General features: G+C 68.4%; 27 protein-coding genes. 16 read left to right on the top strand and 11 right to left on the bottom strand.

Annotated elements, in window-relative coordinates; genetic code table 11:
* The first annotated feature begins 29 nt into the window (after positions 1-29).
* Together F8566_RS44235 and F8566_RS44230 are read left to right on the top strand one after the other, a co-directional pair.
* Positions 30-455 (top strand): RacP protein, encoded by a 426-nt coding sequence (locus F8566_RS44235; protein WP_151569463.1) that lies wholly within the window; start codon positions 30-32, stop codon positions 453-455.
* A 15-nt stretch (positions 456-470) separates the two neighbouring features.
* A complete protein-coding gene (locus F8566_RS44230) occupies positions 471-1,289 on the top strand; it encodes an IS5 family transposase (RefSeq protein WP_151569461.1) in 819 nt (272 codons plus the stop codon).
* Between the two features lie 316 nt (positions 1,290-1,605).
* Here F8566_RS44230 and F8566_RS44225 read toward each other — a convergent pair whose 3' ends face one another.
* On the bottom strand, positions 1,606-1,995 hold the full coding sequence (locus F8566_RS44225) for a hypothetical protein (RefSeq protein ID WP_192810190.1): 390 nt from the start codon (positions 1,993-1,995) through the stop codon (positions 1,606-1,608).
* Positions 1,996-2,569: 574 nt separating this feature from the next.
* On the opposite strand from F8566_RS44225, the gene F8566_RS44215 reads away from it, so the two are divergent.
* Both F8566_RS44215 and F8566_RS44210 read left to right on the top strand, forming a co-directional pair.
* Complete coding sequence (locus F8566_RS44215; protein ID WP_151569457.1) at positions 2,570-2,971, top strand: VOC family protein; 402 nt, start codon at positions 2,570-2,572, stop codon at positions 2,969-2,971.
* A 41-nt stretch (positions 2,972-3,012) separates the two neighbouring features.
* A complete protein-coding gene (locus tag F8566_RS44210) occupies positions 3,013-3,351 on the top strand; it encodes a YciI family protein (RefSeq protein WP_192810189.1) in 339 nt (112 codons plus the stop codon).
* A 9-nt stretch (positions 3,352-3,360) separates the two neighbouring features.
* Here F8566_RS44210 and F8566_RS44205 read toward each other — a convergent pair whose 3' ends face one another.
* Positions 3,361-3,888 (bottom strand): hypothetical protein, encoded by a 528-nt coding sequence (locus F8566_RS44205; RefSeq protein WP_192810207.1) that lies wholly within the window; start codon positions 3,886-3,888, stop codon positions 3,361-3,363.
* Between F8566_RS44205 and F8566_RS44200 the strand changes: the two genes are divergently transcribed.
* The gene (locus F8566_RS44200) at positions 3,853-5,061 is read left to right on the top strand and encodes an RNA polymerase sigma factor (protein ID WP_225994074.1); all 1,209 of its coding nucleotides are present in this window, start codon (positions 3,853-3,855) and stop codon (positions 5,059-5,061) included. The genes F8566_RS44205 and F8566_RS44200 overlap by 36 nt on opposite strands.
* 234 nt (positions 5,062-5,295) lie before the next feature.
* On the opposite strand, the gene F8566_RS44195 is transcribed toward F8566_RS44200, so the two are convergent.
* The gene (locus F8566_RS44195; RefSeq protein ID WP_225994073.1) at positions 5,296-5,997 is read right to left on the bottom strand and encodes a TetR/AcrR family transcriptional regulator; all 702 of its coding nucleotides are present in this window, start codon (positions 5,995-5,997) and stop codon (positions 5,296-5,298) included.
* A gap of 106 nt (positions 5,998-6,103) precedes the next feature.
* Here F8566_RS44195 and F8566_RS44190 point away from each other — a divergent pair, with 106 nt between their 5' ends.
* The 5 genes from F8566_RS44190 to F8566_RS50565 all read left to right on the top strand — a co-directional run bounded on the left by F8566_RS44190 (position 6,104) and on the right by F8566_RS50565 (position 10,642).
* A complete protein-coding gene (locus F8566_RS44190) occupies positions 6,104-6,253 on the top strand; it encodes a hypothetical protein (protein ID WP_225994072.1) in 150 nt (49 codons plus the stop codon).
* A complete protein-coding gene (locus F8566_RS44185; protein WP_151569451.1) occupies positions 6,247-7,083 on the top strand; it encodes an MBL fold metallo-hydrolase in 837 nt (278 codons plus the stop codon). The genes F8566_RS44190 and F8566_RS44185 overlap by 7 nt, the downstream gene beginning before the upstream one ends.
* Positions 7,084-7,321: 238 nt before the next feature.
* The gene (locus F8566_RS44180; protein ID WP_151569449.1) at positions 7,322-7,900 is read left to right on the top strand and encodes an LppU/SCO3897 family protein; all 579 of its coding nucleotides are present in this window, start codon (positions 7,322-7,324) and stop codon (positions 7,898-7,900) included.
* 535 nt (positions 7,901-8,435) lie between these two features.
* Complete coding sequence (locus F8566_RS44175) at positions 8,436-8,825, top strand: RNA polymerase sigma factor (protein WP_151569447.1); 390 nt, start codon at positions 8,436-8,438, stop codon at positions 8,823-8,825.
* Positions 8,822-10,642, top strand: a complete 1,821-nt coding sequence (locus F8566_RS50565) for a hypothetical protein (RefSeq protein WP_192810188.1) — start codon at positions 8,822-8,824, stop codon at positions 10,640-10,642. Before F8566_RS44175 ends, F8566_RS50565 begins: the two co-directional genes overlap by 4 nt.
* Positions 10,643-10,966: 324 nt before the next feature.
* On the opposite strand, the gene dacB is transcribed toward F8566_RS50565, so the two are convergent.
* From dacB to F8566_RS44150, 3 genes are all read right to left on the bottom strand, one after another.
* Complete coding sequence (gene dacB / locus F8566_RS44160) at positions 10,967-12,580, bottom strand: D-alanyl-D-alanine carboxypeptidase/D-alanyl-D-alanine endopeptidase (protein ID WP_151569445.1); 1,614 nt, start codon at positions 12,578-12,580, stop codon at positions 10,967-10,969.
* 103 nt (positions 12,581-12,683) lie between these two features.
* Positions 12,684-13,046, bottom strand: a complete 363-nt coding sequence (locus F8566_RS44155) for a nuclear transport factor 2 family protein (protein ID WP_192810187.1) — start codon at positions 13,044-13,046, stop codon at positions 12,684-12,686.
* Between the two features lie 171 nt (positions 13,047-13,217).
* Positions 13,218-13,577 (bottom strand): MerR family transcriptional regulator, encoded by a 360-nt coding sequence (locus F8566_RS44150; protein WP_151569441.1) that lies wholly within the window; start codon positions 13,575-13,577, stop codon positions 13,218-13,220.
* Positions 13,578-13,629: 52 nt separating this feature from the next.
* Between F8566_RS44150 and F8566_RS44145 the strand changes: the two genes are divergently transcribed.
* From F8566_RS44145 to F8566_RS44125, 5 genes are all read left to right on the top strand, one after another.
* Positions 13,630-14,463 carry an NAD(P)-dependent oxidoreductase gene (locus F8566_RS44145; protein ID WP_151569439.1) on the top strand — a complete coding sequence of 278 codons (834 nt, stop codon included), beginning with the start codon at positions 13,630-13,632 and terminating at the stop codon, positions 14,461-14,463.
* A gap of 188 nt (positions 14,464-14,651) precedes the next feature.
* Complete coding sequence (locus tag F8566_RS44140; protein WP_151569437.1) at positions 14,652-15,155, top strand: SigE family RNA polymerase sigma factor; 504 nt, start codon at positions 14,652-14,654, stop codon at positions 15,153-15,155.
* A gap of 1 nt (position 15,156) precedes the next feature.
* Positions 15,157-16,275: a TolB-like translocation protein gene (locus tag F8566_RS44135; RefSeq protein WP_151569435.1), complete on the top strand. Its 1,119-nt coding sequence runs from the start codon at positions 15,157-15,159 to the stop codon at positions 16,273-16,275.
* A gap of 207 nt (positions 16,276-16,482) precedes the next feature.
* A complete protein-coding gene (locus tag F8566_RS44130) occupies positions 16,483-17,169 on the top strand; it encodes a DsbA family oxidoreductase (RefSeq protein ID WP_192810186.1) in 687 nt (228 codons plus the stop codon).
* 748 nt (positions 17,170-17,917) lie between these two features.
* On the top strand, positions 17,918-18,724 hold the full coding sequence (locus tag F8566_RS44125; protein ID WP_151569431.1) for a hypothetical protein: 807 nt from the start codon (positions 17,918-17,920) through the stop codon (positions 18,722-18,724).
* Between the two features lie 652 nt (positions 18,725-19,376).
* Here F8566_RS44125 and F8566_RS44120 read toward each other — a convergent pair.
* Genes F8566_RS44120 through F8566_RS44105 form a run of 4 tightly spaced genes read right to left on the bottom strand, consistent with a single transcriptional unit; the run spans position 19,377 to position 22,815 of the window.
* Positions 19,377-20,003 (bottom strand): response regulator, encoded by a 627-nt coding sequence (locus tag F8566_RS44120; protein WP_151569429.1) that lies wholly within the window; start codon positions 20,001-20,003, stop codon positions 19,377-19,379.
* On the bottom strand, positions 19,996-21,153 hold the full coding sequence (locus F8566_RS44115; protein ID WP_151569427.1) for a sensor histidine kinase: 1,158 nt from the start codon (positions 21,151-21,153) through the stop codon (positions 19,996-19,998). Before F8566_RS44115 ends, F8566_RS44120 begins: the two co-directional genes overlap by 8 nt.
* A 14-nt stretch (positions 21,154-21,167) precedes the next feature.
* Positions 21,168-21,908 carry an ABC transporter permease gene (locus F8566_RS44110; RefSeq protein ID WP_151569425.1) on the bottom strand — a complete coding sequence of 247 codons (741 nt, stop codon included), beginning with the start codon at positions 21,906-21,908 and terminating at the stop codon, positions 21,168-21,170.
* A gap of 1 nt (position 21,909) precedes the next feature.
* Positions 21,910-22,815, bottom strand: a complete 906-nt coding sequence (locus F8566_RS44105) for an ABC transporter ATP-binding protein (protein WP_151569423.1) — start codon at positions 22,813-22,815, stop codon at positions 21,910-21,912.
* A 191-nt stretch (positions 22,816-23,006) separates the two neighbouring features.
* On the opposite strand from F8566_RS44105, the gene F8566_RS44100 reads away from it, so the two are divergent.
* Positions 23,007-23,279 carry a hypothetical protein gene (locus tag F8566_RS44100; protein WP_151569421.1) on the top strand — a complete coding sequence of 91 codons (273 nt, stop codon included), beginning with the start codon at positions 23,007-23,009 and terminating at the stop codon, positions 23,277-23,279.
* 192 nt (positions 23,280-23,471) lie between these two features.
* Here F8566_RS44100 and F8566_RS44095 read toward each other — a convergent pair whose 3' ends face one another.
* Positions 23,472-24,443 carry a zinc-binding dehydrogenase gene (locus F8566_RS44095; RefSeq protein WP_151569419.1) on the bottom strand — a complete coding sequence of 324 codons (972 nt, stop codon included), beginning with the start codon at positions 24,441-24,443 and terminating at the stop codon, positions 23,472-23,474.
* Between the last annotated feature and the right edge of the window lie 351 nt (positions 24,444-24,794).

Genomic DNA, 24,794 nt, shown 5'->3' with positions numbered 1-24,794 from the left:
CGCTCCCCGCCGAGACGGAAGGCACCATCATGGGCCGGGCATCGGGACGTCGGCTGGCCGCAAGCGTCTGCGCCGAACGCATCACCATGGCGCTGAAGGAGGCCCGGCCTGCCGGGCTGACCACCAAGCAGCTGGTCACCTCGACCGGGCTGACCATCTCCCAAGTGCGTTCCGGGCTGCTCTATATCCGCACCACCGCCGCGATGGCCAACCTCACGCCCTTGACCTGGACGCGCGCCGAGGGGTGGAAGCTGTCGTTGGAACGGGCGGAGTGGGCCGCCTTCGTGCGGGCGGTCAGCACTCAGGCCTGCACACGGATGGACCGGCTGATGACCTCGACAATCGGCCCCTGGGCGGCCCTGATGCCCGATGACGACGACGTCCAGCTCATCCTGGACCAGATCACCGGCGTCCGCGCAGCGCTGATCGTGCTGTCACGCGACGCCGCGAACTGACCGGGGTGACCGGTGATGCGCCGCCGCCGCTACCCCTCCGACACCACGCTCAAAGAATGGGCCCTGCTGGAACAGCTGCTCCCGCCGCCCGCCTGCCAGACACCCCGCGGCGGGCGGCCGGAGAAACACCGGCGCCGCGACGTGGTGGATGCGATCAGATTCCTGGTCGACAACGGAATCAAATGGAGATCGATCCCGCACGACTACAACATCCCCTGGCAGACCGTCTACAGCATCTTCGCGCGCTGGGCGCGGGCCGGCGTGATCGACCACATCCTGCACCAACTCCGCTCTCGTCTGCGTGAACACCGCGGCTACTGCCCTCACCCGGTGGCGATCGTCGTCGACTCCCAGACCGTCCGAGCAGCAGCGACCGTCAGCAAAGCCACCAGGGGATATGACCCCGGAAAGGGTACGGAGGGCAGGAAACGACATATCGCCGTTGACCTGGGCGGACTCCTTGTCTCGGTCCTGGTCACCGCAGCGTCGGTCCAGGACCGCGACGCCGCCCGAGATCTGTTCAGCCAGCTCCGCCAGAGCCAGCCTCAGGTGACCTGCGCCTGGGCCGACACCGCCTACGCCGGCGCGCTGGTCGGCTGGGCCGCCGACGCCCTGGACCTGACGCTGGCGATCGTCACCCGGCCCGCCGGCGCGGTCGGATTCGTGCTGCTCCCACGCCGCTGGGTCGTCGAACGATCATTCAGCTGGCTCATGCACGCCCGCCGAACCGTCCGCGACTACGAACGCCTGCCGGCGCACGCCGAGGCCCATATCGCCTGGGCAGCGGTGACCTTGATGACCCGTCGCCTCGCCCGCCTGGCAGCCCAGCCATGACATCGGTGCTGACCTGCGCGATGCCCTCCCACAACAAGGCCGGCCGGGGTCAATGATCGGTGCGCTGGACACGGTAAATGACGTGTCCGATGGTGACCTGGCCGTCCCCGTTCGGCGCCGGCGCCGGCGGCACGGAAAGCCGTGACCAGCGCGGGGTGGCCACCACCGGCCGCACGGCCGCAGAACCGCAGCTCAGGCAGCTCGTAAAACCTACAAGCCAGCTTCGGGCTTGACGGCAACGCTGACGGCAATAGGGACGGACACTGACGGTCGGGGTGGGCGCTCAGCACAAAGCGTGACCGTGAGCGCTGACCCGTCAGCCCGTCAGCCGATCGATCTCCGCCACCATCTCACCGAGGAGTTCATCCGATATCTCAAACGGCTGGAGGCAAGTCAGTACCACATCTCTTCTACCGGCTAGAGAAAGGTTTTTCCAACCCATCTCAGGAGAGGCTAGGCGATGAACAATCACGTCCCACTCATGGCGCTGCTTTGACATGACGCGCCATTTCTCCCACCTGGAGGCAGGACCCTCCTTCGCGTCGCTCCGGTGGGCGGCAATGATCTCATCCACTATCGAGCTATGGATTACCGCCAGGTATGGGCTAGCTATCAAGGACGGGTCCGACGGAGAGTCGCCGAACCTCGCACCCATCAGCGCCTTTTGGAGAACCTCAAGCTCGACGAGGTCACGCAGCACAATCACTTGTCATCCAAACGGGTTGAGCCCGGCGAAGACGACGTCATCCAGGCAGAGCGTTCCTCGGTGTATCACAAGGCCATCCTCGACGACCTGGAAACCGCCGGCTACCTCACCCGCACCCGGATCGGCCGCCGCAACACCTACCAGCTCGACCTGACCCGCCCGTTCCGCCACCCACCGAGGCCGGCCGCCCATCTACACCCCCGTCACCCTCTTCAACGCCCGCTAGCGCACAGGCACAGCACCGTTGTGACCGTCCGCGACGCATCTGACAGTCACCAGCGCCTTATCCCCTCTCGGGCAAGATCATCGATCTGAAACAGCTTCTAACCCGAGCTTGTGCAGCGCTGCACAACCCTCAGCCCTGGCAGAGGGCGCAAGCACCTCACGGACCCACCGCAAGCACGGTGCCGAACTCCGCCTCGCGGCATCGTGTGTCCAGTCAATCGCCCGCATCCCCCGCCGGAGCCGCGCCGTCGGTGGACTCTTCGAAAATTGGTGGGCGGTGATGTCGGATCGAGCCCTCGCCCGTTCGTCTGGGCGGTGAAGACTCATCCAAGAGCGGAGGGAGCGGGCCGTGAACCCGACTTTCAACAGCATTGACATCGTGGTGGCCGACATCCAGACCTCGATCGCCTTCTACGCCCGGCTCGGGTTGGAGTTCACGGTCGACGAGACCTACCCCGACCACGCGGGCTGCGATCTGCCGAACGGGATTCACCTGATGTTGGACACCGAGAAGTTCCGGGGCTCCACCCAGACCAAGGGATGGAGCCGCCCCTCGGGCGACCCGCGCAACTTCCTGGCCTTCCAGTTCGACACCCCGGCCGCCGTCGACGCCAAGTACGCCGAGCTCACCGGAGCCGGCCACACCGGCGTCCAGGAACCCTGGGACGCCTTCTGGGGAATGCGGTACGCCACCGTTCTCGACCCCGACGGCAACGGCATCGACCTCTACTGCCCGCTGCCCACCGAGTAGGCAAGCCGTCAACCAGGCACAATTCTGGGAAGGAGAGAAAAGTGAAGTACGTACTGATGTTCGTCGAGACCGAGGAGTTCGCGCGCGAGCTGGAGGCGATGAGCGACGCCGAGCGGCAGGAGGCGTTCGAGGCGGTCGGCCGCTGGTTCACCGACCACGCGGCGCAGATCACCCACCACGCGAAACTGCAGCCCCCGCAGACGGCGACCACGATGCGGCTGACCGGTGGGGACGCGATCGTCACCGACGGGCCGTTCGTGGAGGGCAAGGAGGTCGTGTCCGGCTACGCCGAGATCGAGGTCGCCGATCTGGACGAGGCGATGGCCATCGCGCGATCCTGGCCGGCCTGCCCGATCGTCGAGATCCGCCCGATCACCTGACCGAACCGATCACTGACCCGGCCGGTGATGAACATGCCGCACGAACCCGTGCACCCGCACCACCCGACACCCCCAGTTGACCCGGTGCACCCACTGCACCCTGCGCCACCGGACGACCCTGCGCAGGCGGACGACCCTGCGCAGCCGGGTGCCCCTTCGCAGGCGGACGACCCTGCGCAGCCTGGCGATGCTGCAAGGCCGGGCGAGGTGGCACGGCCTGGCGATCCTGCGCGGCCTGGCGAGCTGACACAGCCGGACGAGCAGGCGCAGCTGAGCGAGCAGGCGCAGCTGAGCGAGCAGGCGCAGCCGGGCGGCCTTGCGCAGCCCGGCGACCCTGCACAGCTCGGCGAGCTGGCGCGGCCGGGCGACTCTACGCAGCCGGGAGATCTGGTGCGGCCAGGCGCCCCTGCACGGCCAGGTGAGCTGGTGCGGCCAGGCGCCCCTGCGCGGCCGGGTGAGCTGGCGCGGTCGGGTGATGCGCGGATGGCTCAGGGTCGGCAGGTGCACGCTGAGCTGGCCCGTGTGGTGCGTGAGCACGCGGGCCGGCTGACGGCGTGTCTGGTGCGGGTACTGGGCGACTTCGCCGCCGCTGAGGACGTCGTCCAGGACGCCATCGAGACCGCGCTGCGTCGTTGGCCGGACGAGGGCATTCCCGACCATCCCGACGCCTGGTTGCTGACCACCGCCCGCCATCGCGGCGTCGACGTCCTGCGCCGCCAGGCCGTCTACCGCGACAAGCTCGCTCAGCTGACGTGGCCGGTCCCGAACGACCCCGACGACCGGCTGAAGCTGATCTTCATCTGCTGCCACCCGGCGCTGCCGCGCGCCGCGCAGATCGCGCTGACCCTGCGCACGGTGTGCGGGCTGACCACCACCCAGATCGCCGCCGCGTTCCTGGTGCCCGAGGCCACCGTCAGCCAGCGCATCACCCGCGCGAAGCGCAAGATCACTCAGGCGGGCATCCCGTACCGCACGCCCGCCGACACCGAGCTGCCCGACCGCCTCGGCCAGGTCCTGGCTGTGATCTATCTGCTGTTCAACGAGGGCTACCTGACCAGTTCCGGCGACCGCCCGCACGCCCGCGACCTGGCCGACGACGCCGAATGGCTGGCCGCCCAACTGGCCTGGCTGATGCCCAAGCAGCCCGAAGTCCTCGGCCTGCTCGCCCTCATCCGCCTCCACCAGGCCCGCACCGGCGCCCGCTTCGATGCCGACGGCGGCCTGGTCCTGCTGCGCGATCAGGACCGCACGCTGTGGGACCACGAGGCCATCGCCGACGCGACCCATCTGATCGAACGCGCCGCCGCGTTCCGCCGTCCCGGCCCGTACCAGCTCCAGGCCGCGATCGTCGCCTGTCACGCCGAAGCCCCCACGTGGGAACGCACCGACTGGCCACAGATCGTCGTGCTGTACGACATGCTGCTGGCCTTGGCGCCCTCCCCCGTCCACCGCCTTCAGCGCGTCATCGCCCTGCACCACCACCCGGGCCCGCGCGGCGGCCCTCGCAACGCCCTAGCCGACCTGGACGCCCTCCCGGACGCCGACCGCAAGGCACTGGAGCATTATCCGCTCTACCACGCCACCCGCGCCGAACTCCTGCGCGCCCTCAACCAACCCGAAGCCGCCCGCGCCGCCGACCAGCGCGCCCTCACCCTCACCACCAACCCCGCCCAGCAAACCCTTCTCCACCAACGCCTCACCTGGGACTGACCACCCCCTCCACCGCCGGTCGGCGCGAGCCTCTTGCCGGATCAAGTCTGCGTTCGCTCAGACCAGGACGGCCCGGCTGCTCACGGCTACGGGCTGCCTTGACCGGGTCGCCCGCCTCAGGGCCGCCAAGGACTCTGGCGGCGTGGACTCCGCGACAGGTGACAAGCGTCCCGGCGTGCGAGGCACGATTTCCAGTCTTCTGCGGTGACAGCGCTGGACGATGCGCCTGCTCGGTCAGCCGCTGCGTTGGTTGATGAGGACTTCTAGACCGTCGAGGAGACGTTGGAGGCCGAACTCGCGGCTTCGGTCCGGGGTCGGGTCCCCGGCGGATGCGATTGCGGCGCTCAACGCGGGGAATCGGTCGGCGGCATGGTCGAGCAGGGTGCTGAGGGCGGGACTGAGCTGCCGCTGCGTGGTCCACGGCTGAGTGCCGGCCGAGGTGGCTGATCGGGTGTTGCGGACGTGGCCGCTGAGCAGGAGGACCGCGTCCATCTGCTCGCTGCCGCTCAACCCGGTCTCGGCCAGGGCGGCAATGGCGCTCTCGGTCCATCCGATCTCTTTCGGACCCATGACCCGCTCGCCGATGGTGGCGCCGGGCAGCCACGGGTGGCGGTCCCAGGTCACCCACAGCTGATGGGCCCACCGTTCGAGCTTGCCGCGCCAGCCGCCTGGGACCTCGCTCAGGTCGAGCGGCTCGCCCACGGCTTCCTCGATCATGACGGCGATCAGCTCGGCCTTTCCGCTGACGTAGCGGTACAGCGCCATCTTGGTGAAGCCGAGTTCGCCGGCGACTCGCTGCATGGACAACGCGGCGAGCCCTTCGGCGTCGGCGATGTCCATCGCGGCCCTGGCGATCTCTTCGATGGTGAACCCGGGCTTGGGCCCTCGGTTCGGCGGTGGTCGCACCCCCCAAAGCAGCTCAACGGTGCTGTCCAACGATCCTCCCGAAATGGCTTGCTGGCGGCCTCAAGCTGTGTCTAGCATACACAGCGTCCAGTGGACACTGTTTGCTGGACCATCAACAGTGAGAACGGACCCCGCCATGCCTGACAACACCGAACACCAGCGCAAGGTCACGGCCGGCGCCGTCGTGCCGGTCGAGCTCGACCTGCTCGAGCAGCGATCGTTCGAGGAGGGCGTCACGATGCATCGCCACGCCGTCCGGGATGCAAGGGAGGCGAACTCGTGCTGAGACAGGTCGCGGAGGGTGTGCTGGTCCACCAGAGCGAGTTGCTCCAGAACAACACGGTTGTCGTGCAGGGCCGGGCCGGCGTGCTGCTCATCGACCCCGGGATAACAGGCGATGAGATGGCCTGCCTCGCGAACGACCTTCGCGAGTTGGGCCAGCCCGTTGTGGCGGGCTTCGCGACCCATCCTGATTGGGATCACGTGCTCTGGCACGCCGAGCTCGGCGAAGCGCCCCGTTACGGTACAGCCCGCTGCGCGGCTTATATGCGAGATCTGCGGTCGAACGCGGGCTGGGAGGCCCGCGTCGCCGAGGGATTGCCGCCGGAAATCGCCGAAGAGACACCGCTGGACCTGTTCGGCCTCATTACCGGCCTGCCTGCCGAAACTGATCGGATTCCTTGGGATGGCCCTCAAGTCCGGATCATTGAGCATCCGGCTCATGCCCCGGGCCATGCGGCGCTGTTGATCGAGGAACGCGGGGTTCTCGCCGCCGGCGACATGCTTTCTGATGTCCTGATTCCGATGCTCGACAACGTGAACAGCACCAATGACCCGATCGAGGAGTACCTCGTTGGGCTGCGGCTGCTCGAGGACGTGGCGGACGACGCTGATGTCCTCGTCCCCGGTCACGGGTCCGTCGGCGGAGCTGGTCAGGTACGCGCACGAATCGAACTTGACCGCGCGTACGTGCATGCCTTGCGTGACGGCCATACTCCCGATGACCCCCGACTCGGCCCATCGGCCAAGCCCGGCTGGGAATGGGTAAGCGACATACACACAGGGCAAGCCCAGAGCCTCGCCCGAAGAAGCGAGCGCGACGGGACGCCCGGCTAACGATCGGTGTGCGACACAGCCAGTACGCGCGGGTCGCCGGTCGGGATCTAAGGCAGCGGCACGACGTTCTCCTGTGGCCGCCGAGGTCGGCCGGTCACCCGCCTCCAGGATGGTCGCGCTGGTCAAGCGGGGTGGCTCTCCGCGGCGGTGAGCTGGGCGTCTGCGAGGGTCGTGTGGACAACGCCAAGGTGACACTCGCTCCCGCGCCGTGACTGGACATGTCCGGAACAATGACCTGATGAGCACCCAAGAACAGCATGTGCACCCGCCGAACGCGTCACCTGGCCTGAGTCGGCAAACCAAGATGTGGCTGGTCTTTTCGAGTGCGGTGGTGCTGTTAGTCGTGGTGGGCGTGCCTGTGGTCGGTCTTCTGGCCACCGATCGTTCTCCCCAGCCGGGTGATTGCCTGGAGGCCAAGGAGCGGGGCGGCAAGACCGGGAAGGCAAGCGAGTTCCGCATCGTGTCCTGCACCGAGCCGAGCGCCGCTTACAAAGTGGCCTTGATGGGCGGTCGCCTGGGCTGCGACAGCAACACCTACGGGTCTACCTCCACGGGAAGGACCAGCCGGGAGCTGTGCCTGACGCTCAATGCGAAGGTCGGTGACTGCTTCTACCAGGAGGTCGGATTCCCCACCGGCAAAGTCACCAAGGTGCAGTGTGGACCATTGGCGACCTACCGGGTCACCGCCGTGGTACCGGGCAAGGCCGACCACGCCGTCTGCGGCCCCGACATCAATCCACTGGAAAGCGATCCCACCCGCCCCCTCGCGCTCGTCTATCCCAAGCCTCCCCTGACGATCTGCACGGCCGGCACCTGAACGCGCCGCCGCACACACATCCGCCGCACACATCCGCCGCGCACATCCGCCGCGCACCGCCACCGCACATCAGCCGCCGCGCACATCTGCCGAGCACCGCCACCGCACATCCGCCGCCGCGCACATCCGCCGCAAACTGGACGCCGCAAACTGGACGCCGCGCAGGCCGACTGCGCGCAGGCCGACTGTCGGGTCACTTGCGCGTCGCCCGGATTCTGGCCGTCACCCAAGCGGCCTGACCTGCTGCCGCGCCGGTCAACGACGGCCGGTCGACAGCACGTCGGCCAACGACGCGCCGGTCTACCGGACCGAGTCCCACGCCGCATAGTCAAGGCCATCACCACCCTGCGGAACTACGAGATCATCCGAGGATGAAAAGCCCTCACTGATCTTGCGATGGCGCCGCGCCGGTGGGAGCACCCCCCCGCCATGCGGCCCAAGTCCCTTTCTTTCCGGGAAGCGTGCTGCCGCTCACGGCAATAACAGGTGACCGCACCCCCGACCCGGAGGGCCGTATGGCAGCGATGGGATCCACATGACCAATGACGTCCGCACGGAGACCGACACGGAGTTGATCCGGCGTTCGCTTCAGGACGCCGAGCGATTCGCCTTGCTCTACGACCGCCACCACGCAGCGATCCACCGCTACGTGGCGCGGCGGCTGGGCATGGACCTGTCCGACGACCTGATGGCCGAGACGTTCCTCATCGCCTTCTGGAAACGCGATCGCTACCAGCGCACCGAGATCATGATCGATCCGAAAACCTATGCCTACCTGGGTGAACGCACCGTAGCGATCAAGAATCACACCTCCACCGGCACCGACGGCACCTGGAGCGTCAAGAAGGGTGCGGTGCTCAACCTGGAGACCCGTACGGCCTCCGGCCGGTTCGTCGACCGCCCCGGAGAGGTGCCGATCCGATGAAGCTCCGCGTGATCTCCCTCCTGCTCGCCCCAGTGCTCGCCGCGCCCGGCCCCGCGCCCGCCCGCCCCGAACCGCACGGACAGTCACGCACCGTCCCGCACAGCCAATCGTCCGCCGTCCCGCACGATCAGTCGCGCGCCGTCCCGCACGATCAGTCGCGCGCCGTCCCGCACGGCCAGTCGCGCGCCGTCCCGCACGACCAGTCGCGCGCCGTCCCGCACGACCAGTCGCGCGCCGTCCCGCACGACCAGTCGCGCGCCGTCCTGCATGGCACGCCCGACGAGGGCCGCAGGCGCTTCCGGCCGATGGAGGGTGAGCACCAGGTGAAGGTCGAGGTGCTGAATAGGCACGGCCGCCCGCCCAGCACCGAACAAGCCCGCCGCGTCTACTTTCACTCCCTGGACGGCACGACGGCCAGCGAGGGCGAGCTCGACAACGGGCGGCTCACCGGACGGCTGGCCACCGGCGACTACGCCGTCTTCACCTACGTCGACACCCTCGAGGCCGATGGCCGCACATCCCTGACCACCGTGTACAAGTCGCGAGTCAGGATCGACAAGGACACCGCGTTCGTCCTGGACGCGCGCCATGGACGTCCGGTCACCGCCGCCGTCGACCGAGCCGACGCCCGTCCGGTGGGCGGCTGGGTCCGGATCGTCCAGAAGATCGGTGACAGAGTCACCGTGCTGGCCGGGCACGTAGAGGACACGTGGTGGGATCACCCCACCTACCTCACGCCCGCCGAGCCGGCACCCGGTCTGGAAGTGCGCGTGATGGCCCGCCTGACCAGGAACGGTGCGGCGTCCGGCAGCCCGTACAGCTATAACGTGGCCGGGACGAGCGCCATGGGCGCGATCCCGCCGGACGCGTCGCTGCAGGTGCGCACCCGGGACCTGGCCATGGTCCGCACCCTCTACGCCGACCAGGGGCGGCCCGGCTGCTCGCGGAACTATGTCGGCGACTACGACTCCGACGGCGGTATCGGCTGGTCGTTCCCCGACGTCGTCGGCGCGCTGCCCGTTACCCGGACCGAGTACTTCACCCCGGGCGTCGTCTGGGACTCCTCGGCCGACATCACCGGACCGGACTGCGACTTCACCGACTCGGCCAGTGGCCAGCGCAGGGAGAACTTCGATCGGGGCGTCCACATACGGGCCTGGAACCAGGGCCCCTTCTCCCCCGGGCCCGGTGTCGGCTTCTGGAAGGACGAACCCAGCACCATGCGGTTCGTCGTTCCCTTGCTGGACGCCTGGAAGACCCCTGGGGACACGTTCCCGCCCGCTCACACCACCGCCACGACCACCCTGCGCACCGCCGACGGCAAGGTCGTCGGCACCGCCGACCGGGTCGGCGGCGACTTCGCCGTTCGACCCGAACCCGCCGCCTACCGCCTCACGGTCGACGCCGAACGGCGAGCCCCATGGTCGGACCTGTCGACGCGCCAGCGCGCTGAATGGACCTTCACCACCAAGCCGCCGGGCCCGGGTGACGCGGTGTCTCTGCTCGGCGTCACGTACAAGACCGCGCTCAATGAGCACAACCAGGCTCCTGCAGGCCGCGACCAGACGCTCACCCTGGCCGTCGAACGTGGCGCCGACCGAACCCGGCCACCCCTGCGCCGCGTGTCTGTGTGGGTGTCCCATGACGACGGCAGCTCTTGGATCCAGTCCCCGGTCCGCCAGACGGCGAACGGCTGGCAGGCCACCCTCCACCACCCGGCGACTCCGGGCTACGCATCCCTGCGCACCCACGCCGAGGATGCTGAGGGCAACACCGTCGACCAGACGACGATCCGCGCCTTCGGCATCGCCCGCTGACCTGGCACGTCAACCCTTCTCGATTCCCCACACCGAGGGGCCGCGGGCACGAGTCGGTCGAACGACGCGCCGGTCGACGACGCGCCGGTCAACAAGGCGCCGGTCAAGGACGCGCTGGCCGCAGGGGCGCCGGTCAACAAGGCTCTGATCGACGGCGCGCCGGGGAAAGCAGCAGGCGAAAACCGCAGACGGCGGGACGCTCGTGGTGAGCGTCCCGCCGTCGTGGGCGGTGGAGATCGTTCACTCAGGACCGGGAATCGGCGCGCCAGGCGGGTGCCGCCCGACGACCGGTCAAGGCCGCGAGTGTCGCTCGCTGGACTCCGGTCAGCAGGTTCCGATCCAGGAGCATTCGAGCTCGGGGACGCGTTGGCTCGGGTGTGACTGCACGGTGAGACGCTGCGGGCTGGACCCGCCGGCCAACCGGACGACGATTTTGTCTTGGACGCCTCGGACGGCGGTAATTGAGCCCGGGTAGGCGTTGAAGAGGATCGAGTAGACGACGGGAACGCCGTCCGGGCTCTTCACGTACCCGGACAGGGCGGTCGCGCCGGTGAGGGTGCCGGTCTTGGCGTGGGCGTTGCCCTCGGCCGCCGTCCCGACCATGCGGGTGCGCAGGGTGCCGCCGACCCAGGGCTCGGGCTTGCCCGCGATCGGCAGCGAGTTGTAGTACGCACGGAACCATGGCTTGGTCCGGACGCCGCGCAGCAGGTTGACGAGCTGGTCGGCGGTCTGCCGGTTGCCTCGGCCGAGGCCGGAGCCGTCGGCGAAGGTGAGCTGCGAGGTCTTGACGCCGAGCGTGGACACGTACCGCCGGACGGCCGGCAGGCCCGCGGCCCAGGTGCCCTTGCCGGATTTCTTGCGGCCGATCGACTTGACGAGAATCTCGGCGATGTTGTTGTTGCTGAGCTTCATGTAGGGAACGGCGAGCTTCGCCAAGGGAATCGACTTGCGGGACGCCAGGGTGCGGGATCCCTTGGGGGCGGCGCCGCGCACGGTCTTGCCGGTGACGGCGATGCCGCGGGCGCGCAGGGCGCGGCGGAAGACGTCGGCGGCGTAGAGGGTCGGCTCGTGGACACTGGCCAGGCTCGTACGGGTGCCGCCACCGGCGGGCTGGGAGCCGGTGACCTCGATGACGTTGGCGCCGGACTTGCGCAGCACGCTGATCGTCGAGGCGCTGCCCGGGGCTCCGGTCGTGGCCCGGTTGACGATCTTGACGTGTCCGGTGGCGGGGACGGTGCGCACGGCGACGGGCGTCCCGGCGGCGCGGGGGCTGACCTCGACGGCGATGGAGCCCGCGTTGAAGTCGGCGTCCGGCGACACGGTGAGCGCCGACACCTGCGCGGCGTACGCGAACGGCGCGTCGGTGGGATCCCAGCCCTGCGGCCAGCGGCGGGCGTCGAACCAGGAGTCGTCAGCGAGGAGACGTCCGGTGACCTTGCGGACGCCCTTGGCGCGGAGCTGGGCGGCGAGGCGGTCGTAGTCCTTGGCCTGGAGCGTCGGGTCGCCGGTGCCCTTCAGGACGAGGTCGCCCCGGAGCGTGGCGCCGCGACGCGCGGCACGCGTCATGACGCTCGTCCGGAACGTGTGGCCCGGCCCCAGGATCCCGAACGCGGCGGCGGTCGTCGCGAGCTTCTGGTTGGACGCGGGGATGAGGGGCGTTCCGCCGCCGCGCGCGTAGAGCAGCTTGCCGTCGCCGTACGAACGGACGACGACGCCGACCCGTGCGCCCTTGAGCGCGGGGTCGGCGAGGATCGCGTCCAGGTCCTTGCGCAGGTCGCCGGACGACTGGAGGGCAATGGTCTGCGTGGCCGCTACAGGAGCCGCGCGCACCGGTTCCGGGTCGCCGGAGACGAGCGTCACGGTCAGCGTGCCCGCCGTGGCGATGGCGACGCCGGCGGTGATGAGGATCTTGGTCCTACTGAGGGGGAAGCGGGACATTTCGCAGAGCCTAGAGCCCCCTCACCCATCGGGACCAGAGTTCGCTCAAACGAGATCGTCCGCCGTGACGGAGATCGCCCCAGGGCCTACGCGGATGCCGCGGTCAGCCTTCCTGGGCCTTACGCAGCTCGTAGGTGTCGAACACGATGGAGTCCGCCTTGATCTTCCCGTTCTCCACGATGAGGTGATCGACCACACGCAGCGTCCCGAACGGCCCGGTCGCCATGTCGTACATGATCATTGCCTGCCGGTCGTCGCCGAGGACGGCAAGGACGTCGATGCCGGTCACCACCTGAGAGAACTCGCCCAACGTCGCCAGCGTCGATTCGGCTCCGTGGACCTTCATCCGCGGACTCTCAAAGGTCACGTCCTCGGCGAGGAGGCCGGCTACCGCGTCCATGTCCTGACTCCCCCATGCCTTGATGAACCTGACAGCCACGTCGGCGGGAGCGGGGTACTGGGTCATGCGGAACATCCTTTTGCTCTGGCGATTGGTCACTGTCCATACAGATCCCTCGCCGACCCAGAACTCATCGCTGGACCCGGGCAACCCGCCATAACGCCCACTGACTCGCTCGTTGGAACCGGTGACGCTTTGGGAGTCCCCAAGGGATCGCCGCCGGGATGCGCAACGACGTCAGCTGGCTCGCCGTTCGTTGGCGATGATGGTGTCCAGGTTGGCGCGGGTGGCTGCCAGTTCGTCGATGGCCGCGCCGATGCGGTCCCGCTGCTTCACCAACTCGTCGACCAGCTCGGGGCAAATGGGCGCCAGCAGGTCGTCGTCATCGACCATGCACGGCAACACTTCGACGATCTGCGCCGTGCTCAGCCCGGCCGTGAGCAGAACCCTGATCCGCCGGACCGCCGCCACATCCACGTCGCGGTACACGCGGTAGCCACTCGGACGCCGTTCCGGGCGTAGCAGGCCTTGTTCCTCGTAGTACCGCAGCGCGCGCTCGCTCACGCCCGTCCGCCGCGAGAGTTCCCCGATCCGCATCCCGGCTCCAGAGTTGACTCTGACATTAACGTGAAGGTTTAGCTTAACCGCCATGACACCCGTAACCGTTCTGGGCCTCGGCCCCATGGGACGCGCGCTGGCCGCCGCCTTCGCCGTCGACCGCCCCACCACCGTTTGGAACCGCACGCCTGGCAAGGGAGACGACCTCACCGCCACCGTCGCCGAGACCGCCGCCCAAGCGATCGCCGCCAGCCCGCTCGTTGTCGTCTGCGTCCTGGATTACGAGGCCGTGCGGTCGATTCTCGATGCCGACGCTCTGAAGGGCCGCACCTTGGTCAACCTCACCGGCGGCTCACCACAGCAGGCTCGCGAGATGGCCGCGTGGGCCGCCGGGCACGGCATCGACTACCTCGACGGCCTGATCATGGGCGCGCCCGCAGCCGTTGGCGGACCGGAAGTGACCCTTTTGTTCAGCGGGCCGAACGACGTCTACCAGGCACATCAGCCCACGCTCGCAGCACTGGGCGAGAACGCGGCGTACGTCGGCGAGGATCCTGGCCGGGCGGCGGGATTCGACGCGTCGATGCTGGACGCGTTCTGGACGTCGATGATCGGAATCGTGCACGCGTTCCAGTTCGCCGCTGCGGAGAACATCGCCCCCGCCGACATCGCCGGCTACGTGAAGGTGGCGACCGGGCTTCTACCGGAGCTGATCGACCTGGTAGCCGAGCACCTCACCGCCGACAACTACCCCGGTGACGCGTCCACGATGGTCTCCGCTGCGGCGAGCATGGACCACGTCCTGCAGGCCATCCGGGCGAACGGCCTCGACAACGGCGTGCTCACCTCCGCGCGAGCCGCCGTTCAACAAGCGATCGACGCCGGACACGGATCAGCAGGATTCAGCCGCCTCGCCGCCCTCTAGCTGACCGACCTGTCATCCCGGCCGGGACACCCCGGCCGGGATGACCCATGTCCGCCCGCAGTGCCGCCGACACCCGACCTCGCGCACCCACGGACCACCAGGACAAACATCTTTCTGCGGGTGAACGGCAACGGTTAGGGCCGGTCGTGGCGTAGTTCCTGCGAACTCTTATCCGAGGAGGAGACCCGGTGCGAGAGAGTCCGGAGTTCACGAGGTACGCGGCCGAGAAGTCGCCACGGCTGTTCAAGACGGCGTACCTGCTGTGCCGTGACCGGGGTCTGGCCGAGGACCTCGTTCAGATAACCCTGGTCAAGACCTGGCGGGCGTGGCGGCGGATCGAGGACGATCCGGACCCGTACGTCTACCGGATCCTCGTGAACTCCCATGCGTCCTCGATGCGGAGGTTGTGGCGGCGGGAGATTCCGACGGACGAGCCGCCCGAGGCGTCCTCGGAGGACGAGCTGAGTCGGCTGGACACCAGGGCGTGGATCCTGGCGGCGCTGGCGAGGCTGCCACGGCGGCAGCAAGCCGTGATCGTGCTGCGGTTCTTCGAGGACATGACCGAGCCGCAGGTCGCTGCGGTGCTGGACTGCTCGGTCGGAACGGTGAAGAGCCAGACGAGCAAGGCCCTGGCGAAACTGCGGCTCGATCCGCAAGTCATGGTGCCGATCGCTTGCGAACGGAAGGGCTGACATGACCGCTGTCGATGAACTTCGCGAGGCGCTGAGGTCCGCGGCGGACACCGCCGACCCACCGCAGGATCTGCTGGCCGGGGCGCGGCGCCGGATGCGGCGGGCCAGGCGAATCCGGGCAGGCGTCGCGGCTGGAGTCACCGCCGCGGTGTGTGCCGCGTCCGTGTCCCTGATGCCGTCCCTTGAGCCGGAGCGCAAGGCGGCGTTGGTGCCCTTGCCTCCGGCGCCGAGTCGGTTCTTTGTCACACTCACGTCCAAGTCCCTTGAAGCTGCGAAAGATCTGACAGTGCGGGACGTGGGCACCGGCAAGGTGGTCGCAAAGGTGCCGAACCCTGCCGACCTCCAGGTATGGAGCAACGTGAACGCCACCTGGGACAGCAGGGTCTACTACCTGTCCGGATGGTCGAAGGGGGGCGACGTGGCCCGCCTCTACCGGCTCGAACTCGACACGGCGGGCAAGGTCAGAGGCTTGACCCGGGTCCGTGACCTGGCAGACGCCAACCCGGAGGATCTCGCCGTCTCTCCGGACGGCCGCACCGTCGCCTTCCCCGCAACTGAACCGGACGGCAGAGCGGCGGACGTTCGGATTCAGTTGAGCTCCCTCTCGGGTGGCGCGACACGAACGGTGGCCGTTCGCGCCACCAGAGGGGCGCACAGCCTGAGCTGGTCGGCCAACGGACAGCGCCTGGTGTTCGTGGCGGGCCCCCTTCACTACGCCGACAGACCCGATGACGTTTACGTCGTCGATGTTCGGGGTGACGGGCAGCCTGAACGGGCCCGCCGAGTGATCGAGACCCGTGGCGCTCTTGGAGAGCTGGCGCGCCCCGTGCTGAGCGCGGACGGTACGCGCGTCTACGTGAGCGCCGCCCAGGGCTCCCCTTCGTGGACGCGGCTTTTGGAACTGGACGCGGCCACCGGAAAGCAGCGGCGAGTCCTCTTTCAGCAGCAGTACAAAGGCGGAACCCAGATGGTCTGGATGTTCTCCAGGGTCTCCCCGAGCTTGTCGGGCACGGCGCTCATCCTCTGGAGCGGCAGCTCAGGGCACCGTGTGGACCTCGCGACCGGCAAGGTTCACCGTTTTCCCTTCCCCGGCCGGCAGCCGCAAATCCTCACCTGGTGATCTCACCGGATCCGGCCGAATCGCGCACCCAGCTCCAACACCCTTGCAATTCGTTCTACGAACTAATATCGTTCGTAGAACGAATCAAGTTCATGCTCATGGCCAGGGACGTCGGGTTGGGCAGCCCTCTGCGCTTCACCTGTGACATATGCCCCAACGGCGACGCTCTGGGCTCCGGCGAGCACGTCGAGGCTGACCATGTGCGGAATGTCGAGCGCTGCAGGCATGGAAAGGGAAGCCGTTAAGATGCAGGTGGAGATCTGGTCGGACATCGTTTGCCCATGGTGCTGGATTGGTAAGCGCAAGTTCGAAGCGGCGGTTCGCAAGTTCGACGGCGTAGCCGACATCGCAGTGCGGCACCGGAGCTTCGAGCTCAATCCGAACGGTCCCGAACAGGGCCGGTATTCAGTGCCCGAGTACATGCAGGCCGTACTGGGAATGCCAAAGCCCCGGGTGCTGCAGACGTTGCGGTTCATCGCCGAAGCCGCCGCCGAGGTCGGACTGGACTACCGGATGACGGAATCACGCGCCGCGAACTCGTTCGACGCACACCGGCTGCTGCACTTCGCCGACTCGAAGGGGCGGGGCAAGGAAGTGCGGGAACTGGTGTCGCACGCGTTCGTGGCGACCACGCTGGACATCGCCGACCGCGACACGTTGTGCGTACTCGGCAGCCGGGGTGGACTGGACGAGACCGAAACCAGAACGATGCTGAACAGCGGAACGTTCGGCGACGCCGTCCGCCGCGATGAGACAGAGGCACGTCGCGCTGGAATTCACGGCGTTCCGGCCTTCCGCTTTAACAAAGGAACCATCGTGAGCGGCGCGTTGTCGATCGAGGAACTGCAGTCGGTCATCGCGGAGGAACTCGCGAAGACGCCCGCCGGACGCTAGCCCGAATGGCTTCGCCAACGTGGCGAGCCCCTTGCGCCTGGCGCGGTCCTTGCGGCCCGCCACCGAACGGCTCCACCGTCACAACCCAATTGCAGGTCGCCTACACAGCCGCCCTCGATCGCACAAGCACCACCTGATCCAGCGATTCCTCACCGCGCCAGCTCATCAGACCGCGTACCAGGGCCCGCCGCCGCGGAGCGAGTACGCGAGACCTCACGGGCAACGCATCGCTGGACGTTGCCGACCAGCACTGACGCCCTGCGTGCGTAGACGGTGGCCCGTCTTACTCGTCGTCGGGGGCGTTTTGTCGCGTACGCGCACGATGGCGAGGGCTTGCCGGTAGCGGACGCGGGCATGGCCCACGTCCGGCTCGGCCTCCGCAAGCTGGCCGAGGCCGGTGAGGATCCGCCAGCGTGTCCGCGCGGTACCCAGCGATGCCCGGTCACAGCGTGCGTGCTCGTTCTGACATAGGGCGAGTTCGCGCGGGTGCGGGGCCCTGGGAGATGCGGCGGCCGACGTCCAGGCCCTCGGCCCGCGCTGTGCGATCACCACTCCCCCATCAAGCCGTTGCCGGGTCGAGGGAGCGGACCGCGGCGCAATCCGGCCTTCGGACGGCCTTGGCGGACAAACCGGCCCAGTCGACCATGGGTGCACACGCCCAATCACCGGGTGGAGAGAACCGGAGAGAACCGTGGCCCGCCACCACCTGATTCGCTCGGTATCCCTGATCGCAGCATTCTTCGCCTTGATGGCGATCCAAGTGGTCATCTCGACACCGGCACAGGCGGTGCCGAATCTGCAGATGGTCAGCGCGACCACGGTCGGCGATTCGTCGACGGCCAAGGCCGCCACGGCCGCGTGCCCGGCCGGCACCACGGTGCTCGGCGGAGGCGGCGAGATCATCAACGGGGGCGGCGAGGTGGTGTTCATCGGCCTGCGGCCGACCGCCACGCTGAGCGGCTATCGGGTCGACGCGCACGAGGACGACACTGGATACAGCGGTGCCTGGCAGATCAGGGCCTACGCCATCTGCGGTTCGGCCCCGGCAGGATTGCAGTACGTCGCCGGCACCGGACCCGGCTCGCCGGGCGTGACGTACACCTCGGCGTTCTGTCCGAGCGGCAAGCACATCATCGGCATGGGCGGCCAAATCAACAACGGCCAGGGACAGGTGATGCTGCTCGGCAGCAACCCCTTCGACCCGGCTGAGGTCCTCACCCCAGCGGTGCCCGATGACAGCGGCTACCCGGGAACCTGGACCATCACCTCTGTCGCAGTCTGCGCGAATCCGATCCCGGGCCGCACCGTGGTCTACGGCTCTTCCGCGAACGACTCCACGACGCCCAAGTCGGCCACCGCCACCTGCCCGGCGGGCACCCGTGTGCACGCGGGCAGCGCCTCAATCGGAGGCTTCCCCGACACCAACTCGCTCGTCCGCGAGCGCATCATCCCGAACGCGGCGCTCACCAGCGTCACGGCGACCGGACGGGAAACGGCAGGCGCCGGTTCACCCGACCCCTGGAGCGTTACCGCGTACGCCATCTGCGTTCCCTGAACCAGGGCTGCCGGGCTTCGAGTACGAGGTATGTCCTGGGCGATCATCCGGGTACCTGAACCACCGCACCATGCGCTGACGGCTCAGGGAGCGGCACCACAGGAGCAGGTTGCGCAGGATCAGTGGGGCTTGCGGTGCCTTGGCTGTCCGCTTCGTGAGTGGTGTCCTCACCTTGGACCGCACCGCACAGTTCACGCCCGCCGCGAGTCGGACGCCAAGTCAGATCACGGGAGGCACCGTGGAGCAGATGGCGCCACGCGACGGGCAGCCGCTTATCAAACCAAAGCCACCCCGCCGTCCAGCGGTCTCCCGCAGCGCCGTACGGCCACCCCGTCCCACCACCTAGCAGCAGCCGACTCGCCCAGCGAAGGACACCGACCCCACGAGTAAGGCCGTCGGGGGCTGCGTTCGGGGGGCGGTAGGCGCGCTGATGCGTTCGACGTTGAACGCAGTTGGGGGCGAGGACGTGCTGAACGTGGCCTTTGTCCTGGCCGCAGTAGCAGCATTGGGCGTTCCATGGCCGTGGCCGGACTCGCTGATGGTGCTCTCGACGCGGGCACGCATCGCCTGCCGAGCTTTCTACTGGCGGCTCTGCTGTTACGGCCGCACAACTCAGCTCGCCTTTCTCAAAGTCCCCGGCAGCGACAGGCACTTAGGGCAGTAGGTGCTTGTCGTAGGCGGTGGCTACTGCTGCGGCTCGGTCTTTGACGTCCAGTTTCGCGTAGATGTGCGTGAGGTGGGTCTTGACCGTGGCCTCGCTGATGAAGAGCTCGGTGGCGATCTCCCGGTTGCTGGTACCGCGGGCCACCAGGCGCAGGACCTCCAGTTCGCGGGTGCTCAGCGACTCGCTGCGGGGCTCGCGTACACGGGACACCAGGCGGGACGCGATGGCCGGGGACAGGACGGTGCGGCCTTCGGCGGCGGCGCGGACGGCGTTGAAGAGATCCTCCCGAGGGGCGTCCTTGAGGAGGTAGCCGGTGGCGCCGGCCTCGATCGCCGGGATCGTGTCGGTGTCGGTGTCGTACGTGGTGAGGACGAGGACCTTGCAGGGCAGGCCGCGGCGGGTGAGTTCGGTGATGGCCTCCACGCCTCCTCCGCCGGGCATCCGGAGGTCCATGAGGACGACGTCGGGGCGGAGCTCCTCAGCGAGGGCCACGGCTTGGCGGCCGTCGGCGGCCTCGGCCAGGACCTCGAAGCCGGTGGTCGCGGCGAACATGCCGCGCAGGCCGTCCCGGACGACGGGATGATCGTCGACGATCAGCACGGTGATGTCAGCCATGGCGGATCAACGGTACGCGGGCGGAGACGGCCGTGCCCCGGCCGGGTTCCGACTCGATCTCCAGGGTGCCGGCGACGCGTTCAGCGCGTTCACGCATGGCGGTCAATCCGAAACCAGAGGAGGAGGGGCCTGTGAAGCCGCGGCCGTCGTCGCGGATGTCGAGGGTCACTTCGTCGTCCATGTAGGAAAGGGTCACGCCGATGCGGTTCGCGTGCGCGTGGCGGGCGGCGTTGGCGAGGGCCTCTTGGGCGATGCGCAGGAGCGTGGCCTCGAGTTCCTCGTGCAGGGGTTCCGCCGTTCCGGTGATGGTGAGGTGGGCCCTGCGGTCGGTGACCTTCTTGAGGGCCTCAGGGAGCGTGTCGTGTTCAAGGTGGGTGGGCGCGAGGTCCTGTACGGAGCGGCGGGCCTCGCGGAGGCTCTCGCGGGCGAGGTCGGTGGCGCGGCGGACGTGCTCGTTCTCCTCCGCGGCCTGGAGCTGGGTGATGATGCCCGTCAGGCCCTGGGCGATGGTGTCGTGGATCTCGGCGGCCAGGCGGCGGCGTTCGTCGCTGACGCCGGCCTCGCGAGCCTGGACGAGGAGCTGGGCCTGGAGACCGGCGTTCTCAGCGAGGGCCTGTTCCAGGCGGGCGTTGGTCCGTTCAAGCTCGGCGATGGTCTCCTCCTGGACGCGGGTCCGCTCGGCCTCTCGGTCGGCGAGGCCGCCGAAGATGAAGATGAGCGTGGCGTTCAGGAGGAAGAGGCCGCCGAAGACGGCCACATGGGCGGCGCTCTTCGGCGGGAGGCCGCCCGCTTCGGCGCCGGACATGGTGACCGCCGTGACCAGCGTTCCGGTCAAGGCCCAACGGCGGGTCACGTAGCGCTGGGAGTCGAAGTACCCGAGTACGGCGTATACGCAGAAGAAAGGGTTCAGCCAGGAGAGGACGAAGGCGAGGCCGGTGCGGGTCCAGTAGTAGATGGGGCCCGGGATCCTTGCGGTGAGGTGGAGCACCTGCAGGACCAGCGCGGTGAGGCCGAGAGCCGCGGCCATCTCCTGCTCCGCGGGCGACATGACGAGTTCCCTGATGGTCAGCGCCAGGAGGGTCGCGAGGAGCAGCAGGCCGAACGGTCCCCAGCGGAAGAACCGTTCCCACTGCTCCTGGATCGTCGCCATTGAAGAATTTTGTCCTATTCCCACCGGAACCAGCGCACGGCGGCGGCGATCAGCACAGCGGCCCAGGCAATGGTGACGCCGAGGTGCGTCCAGTCAGGCCAGGCGCCCTCCGCAGCCTGGTTGAGGGCCTGGGACGCGGCGCCGAACGGGAAGTACTCGACGATGCCCCGCAGCGCTTCGGGCATGGCCTGAACGGGCACCCAGACGCCCGCGAGAAACATCATCGGGAAGAAGACGATCGAGCCGACCACGGTGGTGGCCTTGGTGGTGGGCGTGACCGCGGTGACCGTCGCGCCCAGCGCGAGCGCGCTGAGGGCACCGAGGATGAGCGCCAGCAGGTAACCCGGAATCTGCCCGGGCAGCGCCACGTCGAAGGCGAGCCGGCCGACGCCGATGACCAGCAGCGCCGAGCCCAGGGCGGCCGCGAAGTGCAGGACGATCTGCGCGGTCAGCAGCGAAGCGGGCCGTACGGGCGTGGTGGACATGCGGCGCAGGATGCCGCGTTCGCGGTAGCCGGACAGAACGGGCGGCAACGCCTGGACCCCGGCCATGATCATGGCGAGCAGCACGTTGACCGGGACGTACAGGTCGATGACCCGGCTCCCGCCGAGACCGGCGTCGGGTTCCCGGAACGACGGGATCAGGCCGAGGATCGTCAGCAGGACCGTGGGGAAGGCGACGATCCAGAAGAGGCTGAACGGCTCGCGGCCGAAGAGCCGGAGTTCTGCCTTGAGGACGGCGGTGGACGCGGACACGTCAGTTCTCCCGGTCTTCGGTGAGTTCGAGGAAGGCGTCGTCCAGCGTGGAGTCGGTGACCCGCAGCTGGTGGGCGGTGATCTGGCGTCGGGCGAGCAGGGAGATGACCGCGTTGACGGTCGTGTCGGTGCCGTGGATGGTGAGATGGCCGTTCCGGCGTTCGATGGTCTGGGCGTCGGGCAGTTCGGCCAGGTCGCCGTCGTCGAGGGACCGGGACGGAGCGAAAGAGATCACGGTGCCGCCTGCACTGCGGCGGATCAGGCCAGAGGGAGTGTCGAGGGCGGCGACGCGGCCCTGCTTGAACACCGCGATCCGGTCACAGAGCCGCTGGGCCTCCTCCATGAAGTGCGTGACCAGCAGAACGGTGACGCCGGAGTCGCGGACCTCCTCGATCAGCTTCCAGGTGTCGCGGCGGGCGCGCGGGTCGAGTCCGGTGGTCAGCTCGTCCAGGACGACGACCCTGGGACGGCCAATGAGGGCGAGCGCGATGAAGAGGCGCTGCTTCTGGCCGCCGGACAGCTTGCCGAAGCGGGTGGTGAGCTTGCCGGTAAGGCCGAGGCGTTCGGCGAGTTCACGCCAACCGGCCGGGTCGGGGTAGAAGGCGCTGTAGAGCTCCAGGGCCTCCCGTACGGTCAGCTTCTCCTGGAGTTCGCTCTCCTGAAGCTGGACGCCGAGGATCCTGGTGAGCTCGTCACGGCCGGTACGCGGGTCGAAGCCGGCGACACAGACGGCGCCTGCGTCGGGCTCGCGCAGACCCTCCAGGCATTCGACGGTCGTGGTCTTGCCGGCGCCGTTCGGGCCGAGGATCCCGAAGATCTCCCCCTCCTCGACGGCGAACGAGACGCCGTCCACCACGGGACGCCCGCCGTAGGCCTTGCGCAGGCCGTTGACTTCGATGATCGCCATGGTTCGAGGATCGCCCCGGGCACCGCGCCCCCACATCGCCCGAGCCGCTCGTCCTGCCATCAGCCGATCGGTTGATGCCGCCGTACGACTTGTCCTGCCAGGCCCTGGGAAGGTCCTGGCACGAGCGAAGAGGTACGCGGAACTGGCCTGATCGGTGGTCACACGACCCCAACCGTCGCTACTGTCCGTATGTGAACAACTACAAGATGATGTGGGGCTGCCGCAGCGCGGCGCTTGCCACGCTGATCACCACCCCCCTCGCCGCTGGCGCCCTGCTTCTGTCACCCCCCGCCGCGCACGCCGCACCGGCGCCCGAAAAGCAACTGCTGGACACCGATACCGTGAGCAAGGCCGACCTCAAGAACCCCCTGAGCAGCCTGGACGTGAGCGCCATCACCAAGGCCGTCGACAAACTGGCGACCAAGAACGACCTCAGCTCCAAGACCAACATCGGCGCCAAGTAATCGCACACCGCATAACCACACACATGCCGCCCCGGTACCCGGCCGGGTCCCGGGGCGGCCACCTGCAAGGCGCGAAGCGAACACCCGCGCCCTCTGTCCGGGGACTGACCTATCCCTGAGATCATCCCCCCTGCCCGCACCGGCCCTCCGCCGTCTGACTCCGCCTGAGCTGACCCAGGATTCGACGAAGTCTTAGATCAGGAGCAGGGTCTTACCCAGGGCGCTGCGGGTCTCGATCGCCGCGTGCGCATCTGCGGCGCGTTCGAGCGGGTAGGTCTGCCCGATGACCGGGCGTATCCGGCCGGCAGCCGCTTCGGCCATCATCTGCTCGGCCCATTGGCCCATCTTCGGCCCGAACCCGAACAGCTGCTCAAGCCCGATCACCTCCACGCCCCGCAGCTCCGCCTGCGCGGGCTCGATCACCGTGGGCCGGCCGCTGGAGGCGCCGTGGATCGAGAACCGGCCGTTGCGGGCCGTCACCTCGAACGCGGCCTGCCCTGTCGGCCCGCCGACCCCGTCGAACACCACATCGGGACCCACGCCGTCGGTCGCCTTGAGGACCTGCTCGGTCCAGTCGGGTTCGGAGTAGTCGACCACGGCCTCGGCGCCCAACTCGCGGACCAGATCCAGCTTGCGCGCGCCGCGCGCGGCCCCGACGACCTTGGCGCCGGCCAACCGGGCTAGCTGCACCAGCATGCTGCCCACGCCACCGGCCGCCGCCTCGACCAGCACCCACTCTCCAGAACGGACACGGGCAGCCTCGACCAGCCCCAGCGCGGTGCTGCCGTCGGTGTGCAAGGCAGCGGCCTCAGGAAGACCAAGCCCTTCAGGGACCGGGATCAGTTCCCCAACGTCGGCTACGGCCCGTTCGGCGAACCCACCGGTCTCCCCGGTGTCGGCCAGGACGCGCCGTCCCAGCCAGCTCGACTCCACGCCCTCCCCCAGCGAAGCCACCCGGCCGGCCACCAGCCCGCCTGGCACGTAAGGCAACTCAGGCTTGGCGTGCCACTTGTCGACACCACGCCGGATCTGCGTCTCCACGAACGTGATCCCCGCCACCGAGACCTCGACCACCACCTGTCCCGGCCCCGCGACCGGATCGGGTGTCTCGCCGGGAACGAGCACCTCAGGACCCCCGAAATCCACCGCCTGTACGACGCGCATGCACACCACTCCCCAAAGACTCGATCCAGCACAGGAGAGTCTTCAACCTCAACCACAATCGAGGTCAACCCCGTTCGGCCGATCACACGCCACCAACCGACCGAGTGGATGGATCACAGACCTTGGGGCGCTGACCAGCCTGCCGACCTTGGTCACGTGCATCGCCGATGCCCTCGCATCCGCGTGGCAAGCCCGGCCGTGGCCCGAAGGCGGGAGTGCCGTCCGGGACTGTCTGAAAATCTGTGGGTGGCGTGGTGATCGCTGTTAGTTCAGGGTGATGCGGTCGCCGTAGTGCAGCGAAAGTGCGTTCAACGCGGCCTTCCATCCGCGGGTCGTGCCGGTCACGTTGGT

The sequence above is a fragment of the Actinomadura rudentiformis genome (assembly GCF_008923185.1).
GTDB lineage: Bacteria > Actinomycetota > Actinomycetes > Streptosporangiales > Streptosporangiaceae > Spirillospora > Spirillospora rudentiformis.
The sequence above is the reverse complement of the archived record's forward strand: the minus strand, read 5'-3'. Positions and strand labels throughout refer to the sequence as shown.

Bases quoted from the DNA above. Each gene is read 5' to 3' on its own strand.
- F8566_RS44235 (WP_151569463.1), top strand. From the start codon at position 30: ATGGGCCGGGCATCGGGACGTCGGCTGGCCGCAAGCGTCTGCGCCGAA.
- F8566_RS44230 (WP_151569461.1), top strand. From the start codon at position 471: ATGCGCCGCCGCCGCTACCCCTCCGACACCACGCTCAAAGAATGGGCC.
- F8566_RS44190 (WP_225994072.1), top strand. From the start codon at position 6,104: ATGCCTGACAACACCGAACACCAGCGCAAGGTCACGGCCGGCGCCGTC.
- F8566_RS44180 (WP_151569449.1), top strand. From the start codon at position 7,322: ATGAGCACCCAAGAACAGCATGTGCACCCGCCGAACGCGTCACCTGGC.
- F8566_RS44175 (WP_151569447.1), top strand. From the start codon at position 8,436: ATGACCAATGACGTCCGCACGGAGACCGACACGGAGTTGATCCGGCGT.
- F8566_RS50565 (WP_192810188.1), top strand. From the start codon at position 8,822: ATGAAGCTCCGCGTGATCTCCCTCCTGCTCGCCCCAGTGCTCGCCGCG.
- dacB (WP_151569445.1), bottom strand. From the start codon at position 12,580: ATGTCCCGCTTCCCCCTCAGTAGGACCAAGATCCTCATCACCGCCGGC.
- F8566_RS44155 (WP_192810187.1), bottom strand. From the start codon at position 13,046: ATGACCCAGTACCCCGCTCCCGCCGACGTGGCTGTCAGGTTCATCAAG.
- F8566_RS44150 (WP_151569441.1), bottom strand. From the start codon at position 13,577: ATGCGGATCGGGGAACTCTCGCGGCGGACGGGCGTGAGCGAGCGCGCG.
- F8566_RS44145 (WP_151569439.1), top strand. From the start codon at position 13,630: ATGACACCCGTAACCGTTCTGGGCCTCGGCCCCATGGGACGCGCGCTG.
- F8566_RS44135 (WP_151569435.1), top strand. From the start codon at position 15,157: ATGACCGCTGTCGATGAACTTCGCGAGGCGCTGAGGTCCGCGGCGGAC.
- F8566_RS44130 (WP_192810186.1), top strand. From the start codon at position 16,483: ATGTCGAGCGCTGCAGGCATGGAAAGGGAAGCCGTTAAGATGCAGGTG.
- F8566_RS44125 (WP_151569431.1), top strand. From the start codon at position 17,918: ATGGCGATCCAAGTGGTCATCTCGACACCGGCACAGGCGGTGCCGAAT.
- F8566_RS44120 (WP_151569429.1), bottom strand. From the start codon at position 20,003: ATGGCTGACATCACCGTGCTGATCGTCGACGATCATCCCGTCGTCCGG.
- F8566_RS44115 (WP_151569427.1), bottom strand. From the start codon at position 21,153: ATGGCGACGATCCAGGAGCAGTGGGAACGGTTCTTCCGCTGGGGACCG.
- F8566_RS44105 (WP_151569423.1), bottom strand. From the start codon at position 22,815: ATGGCGATCATCGAAGTCAACGGCCTGCGCAAGGCCTACGGCGGGCGT.
- F8566_RS44095 (WP_151569419.1), bottom strand. From the start codon at position 24,443: ATGCGCGTCGTACAGGCGGTGGATTTCGGGGGTCCTGAGGTGCTCGTT.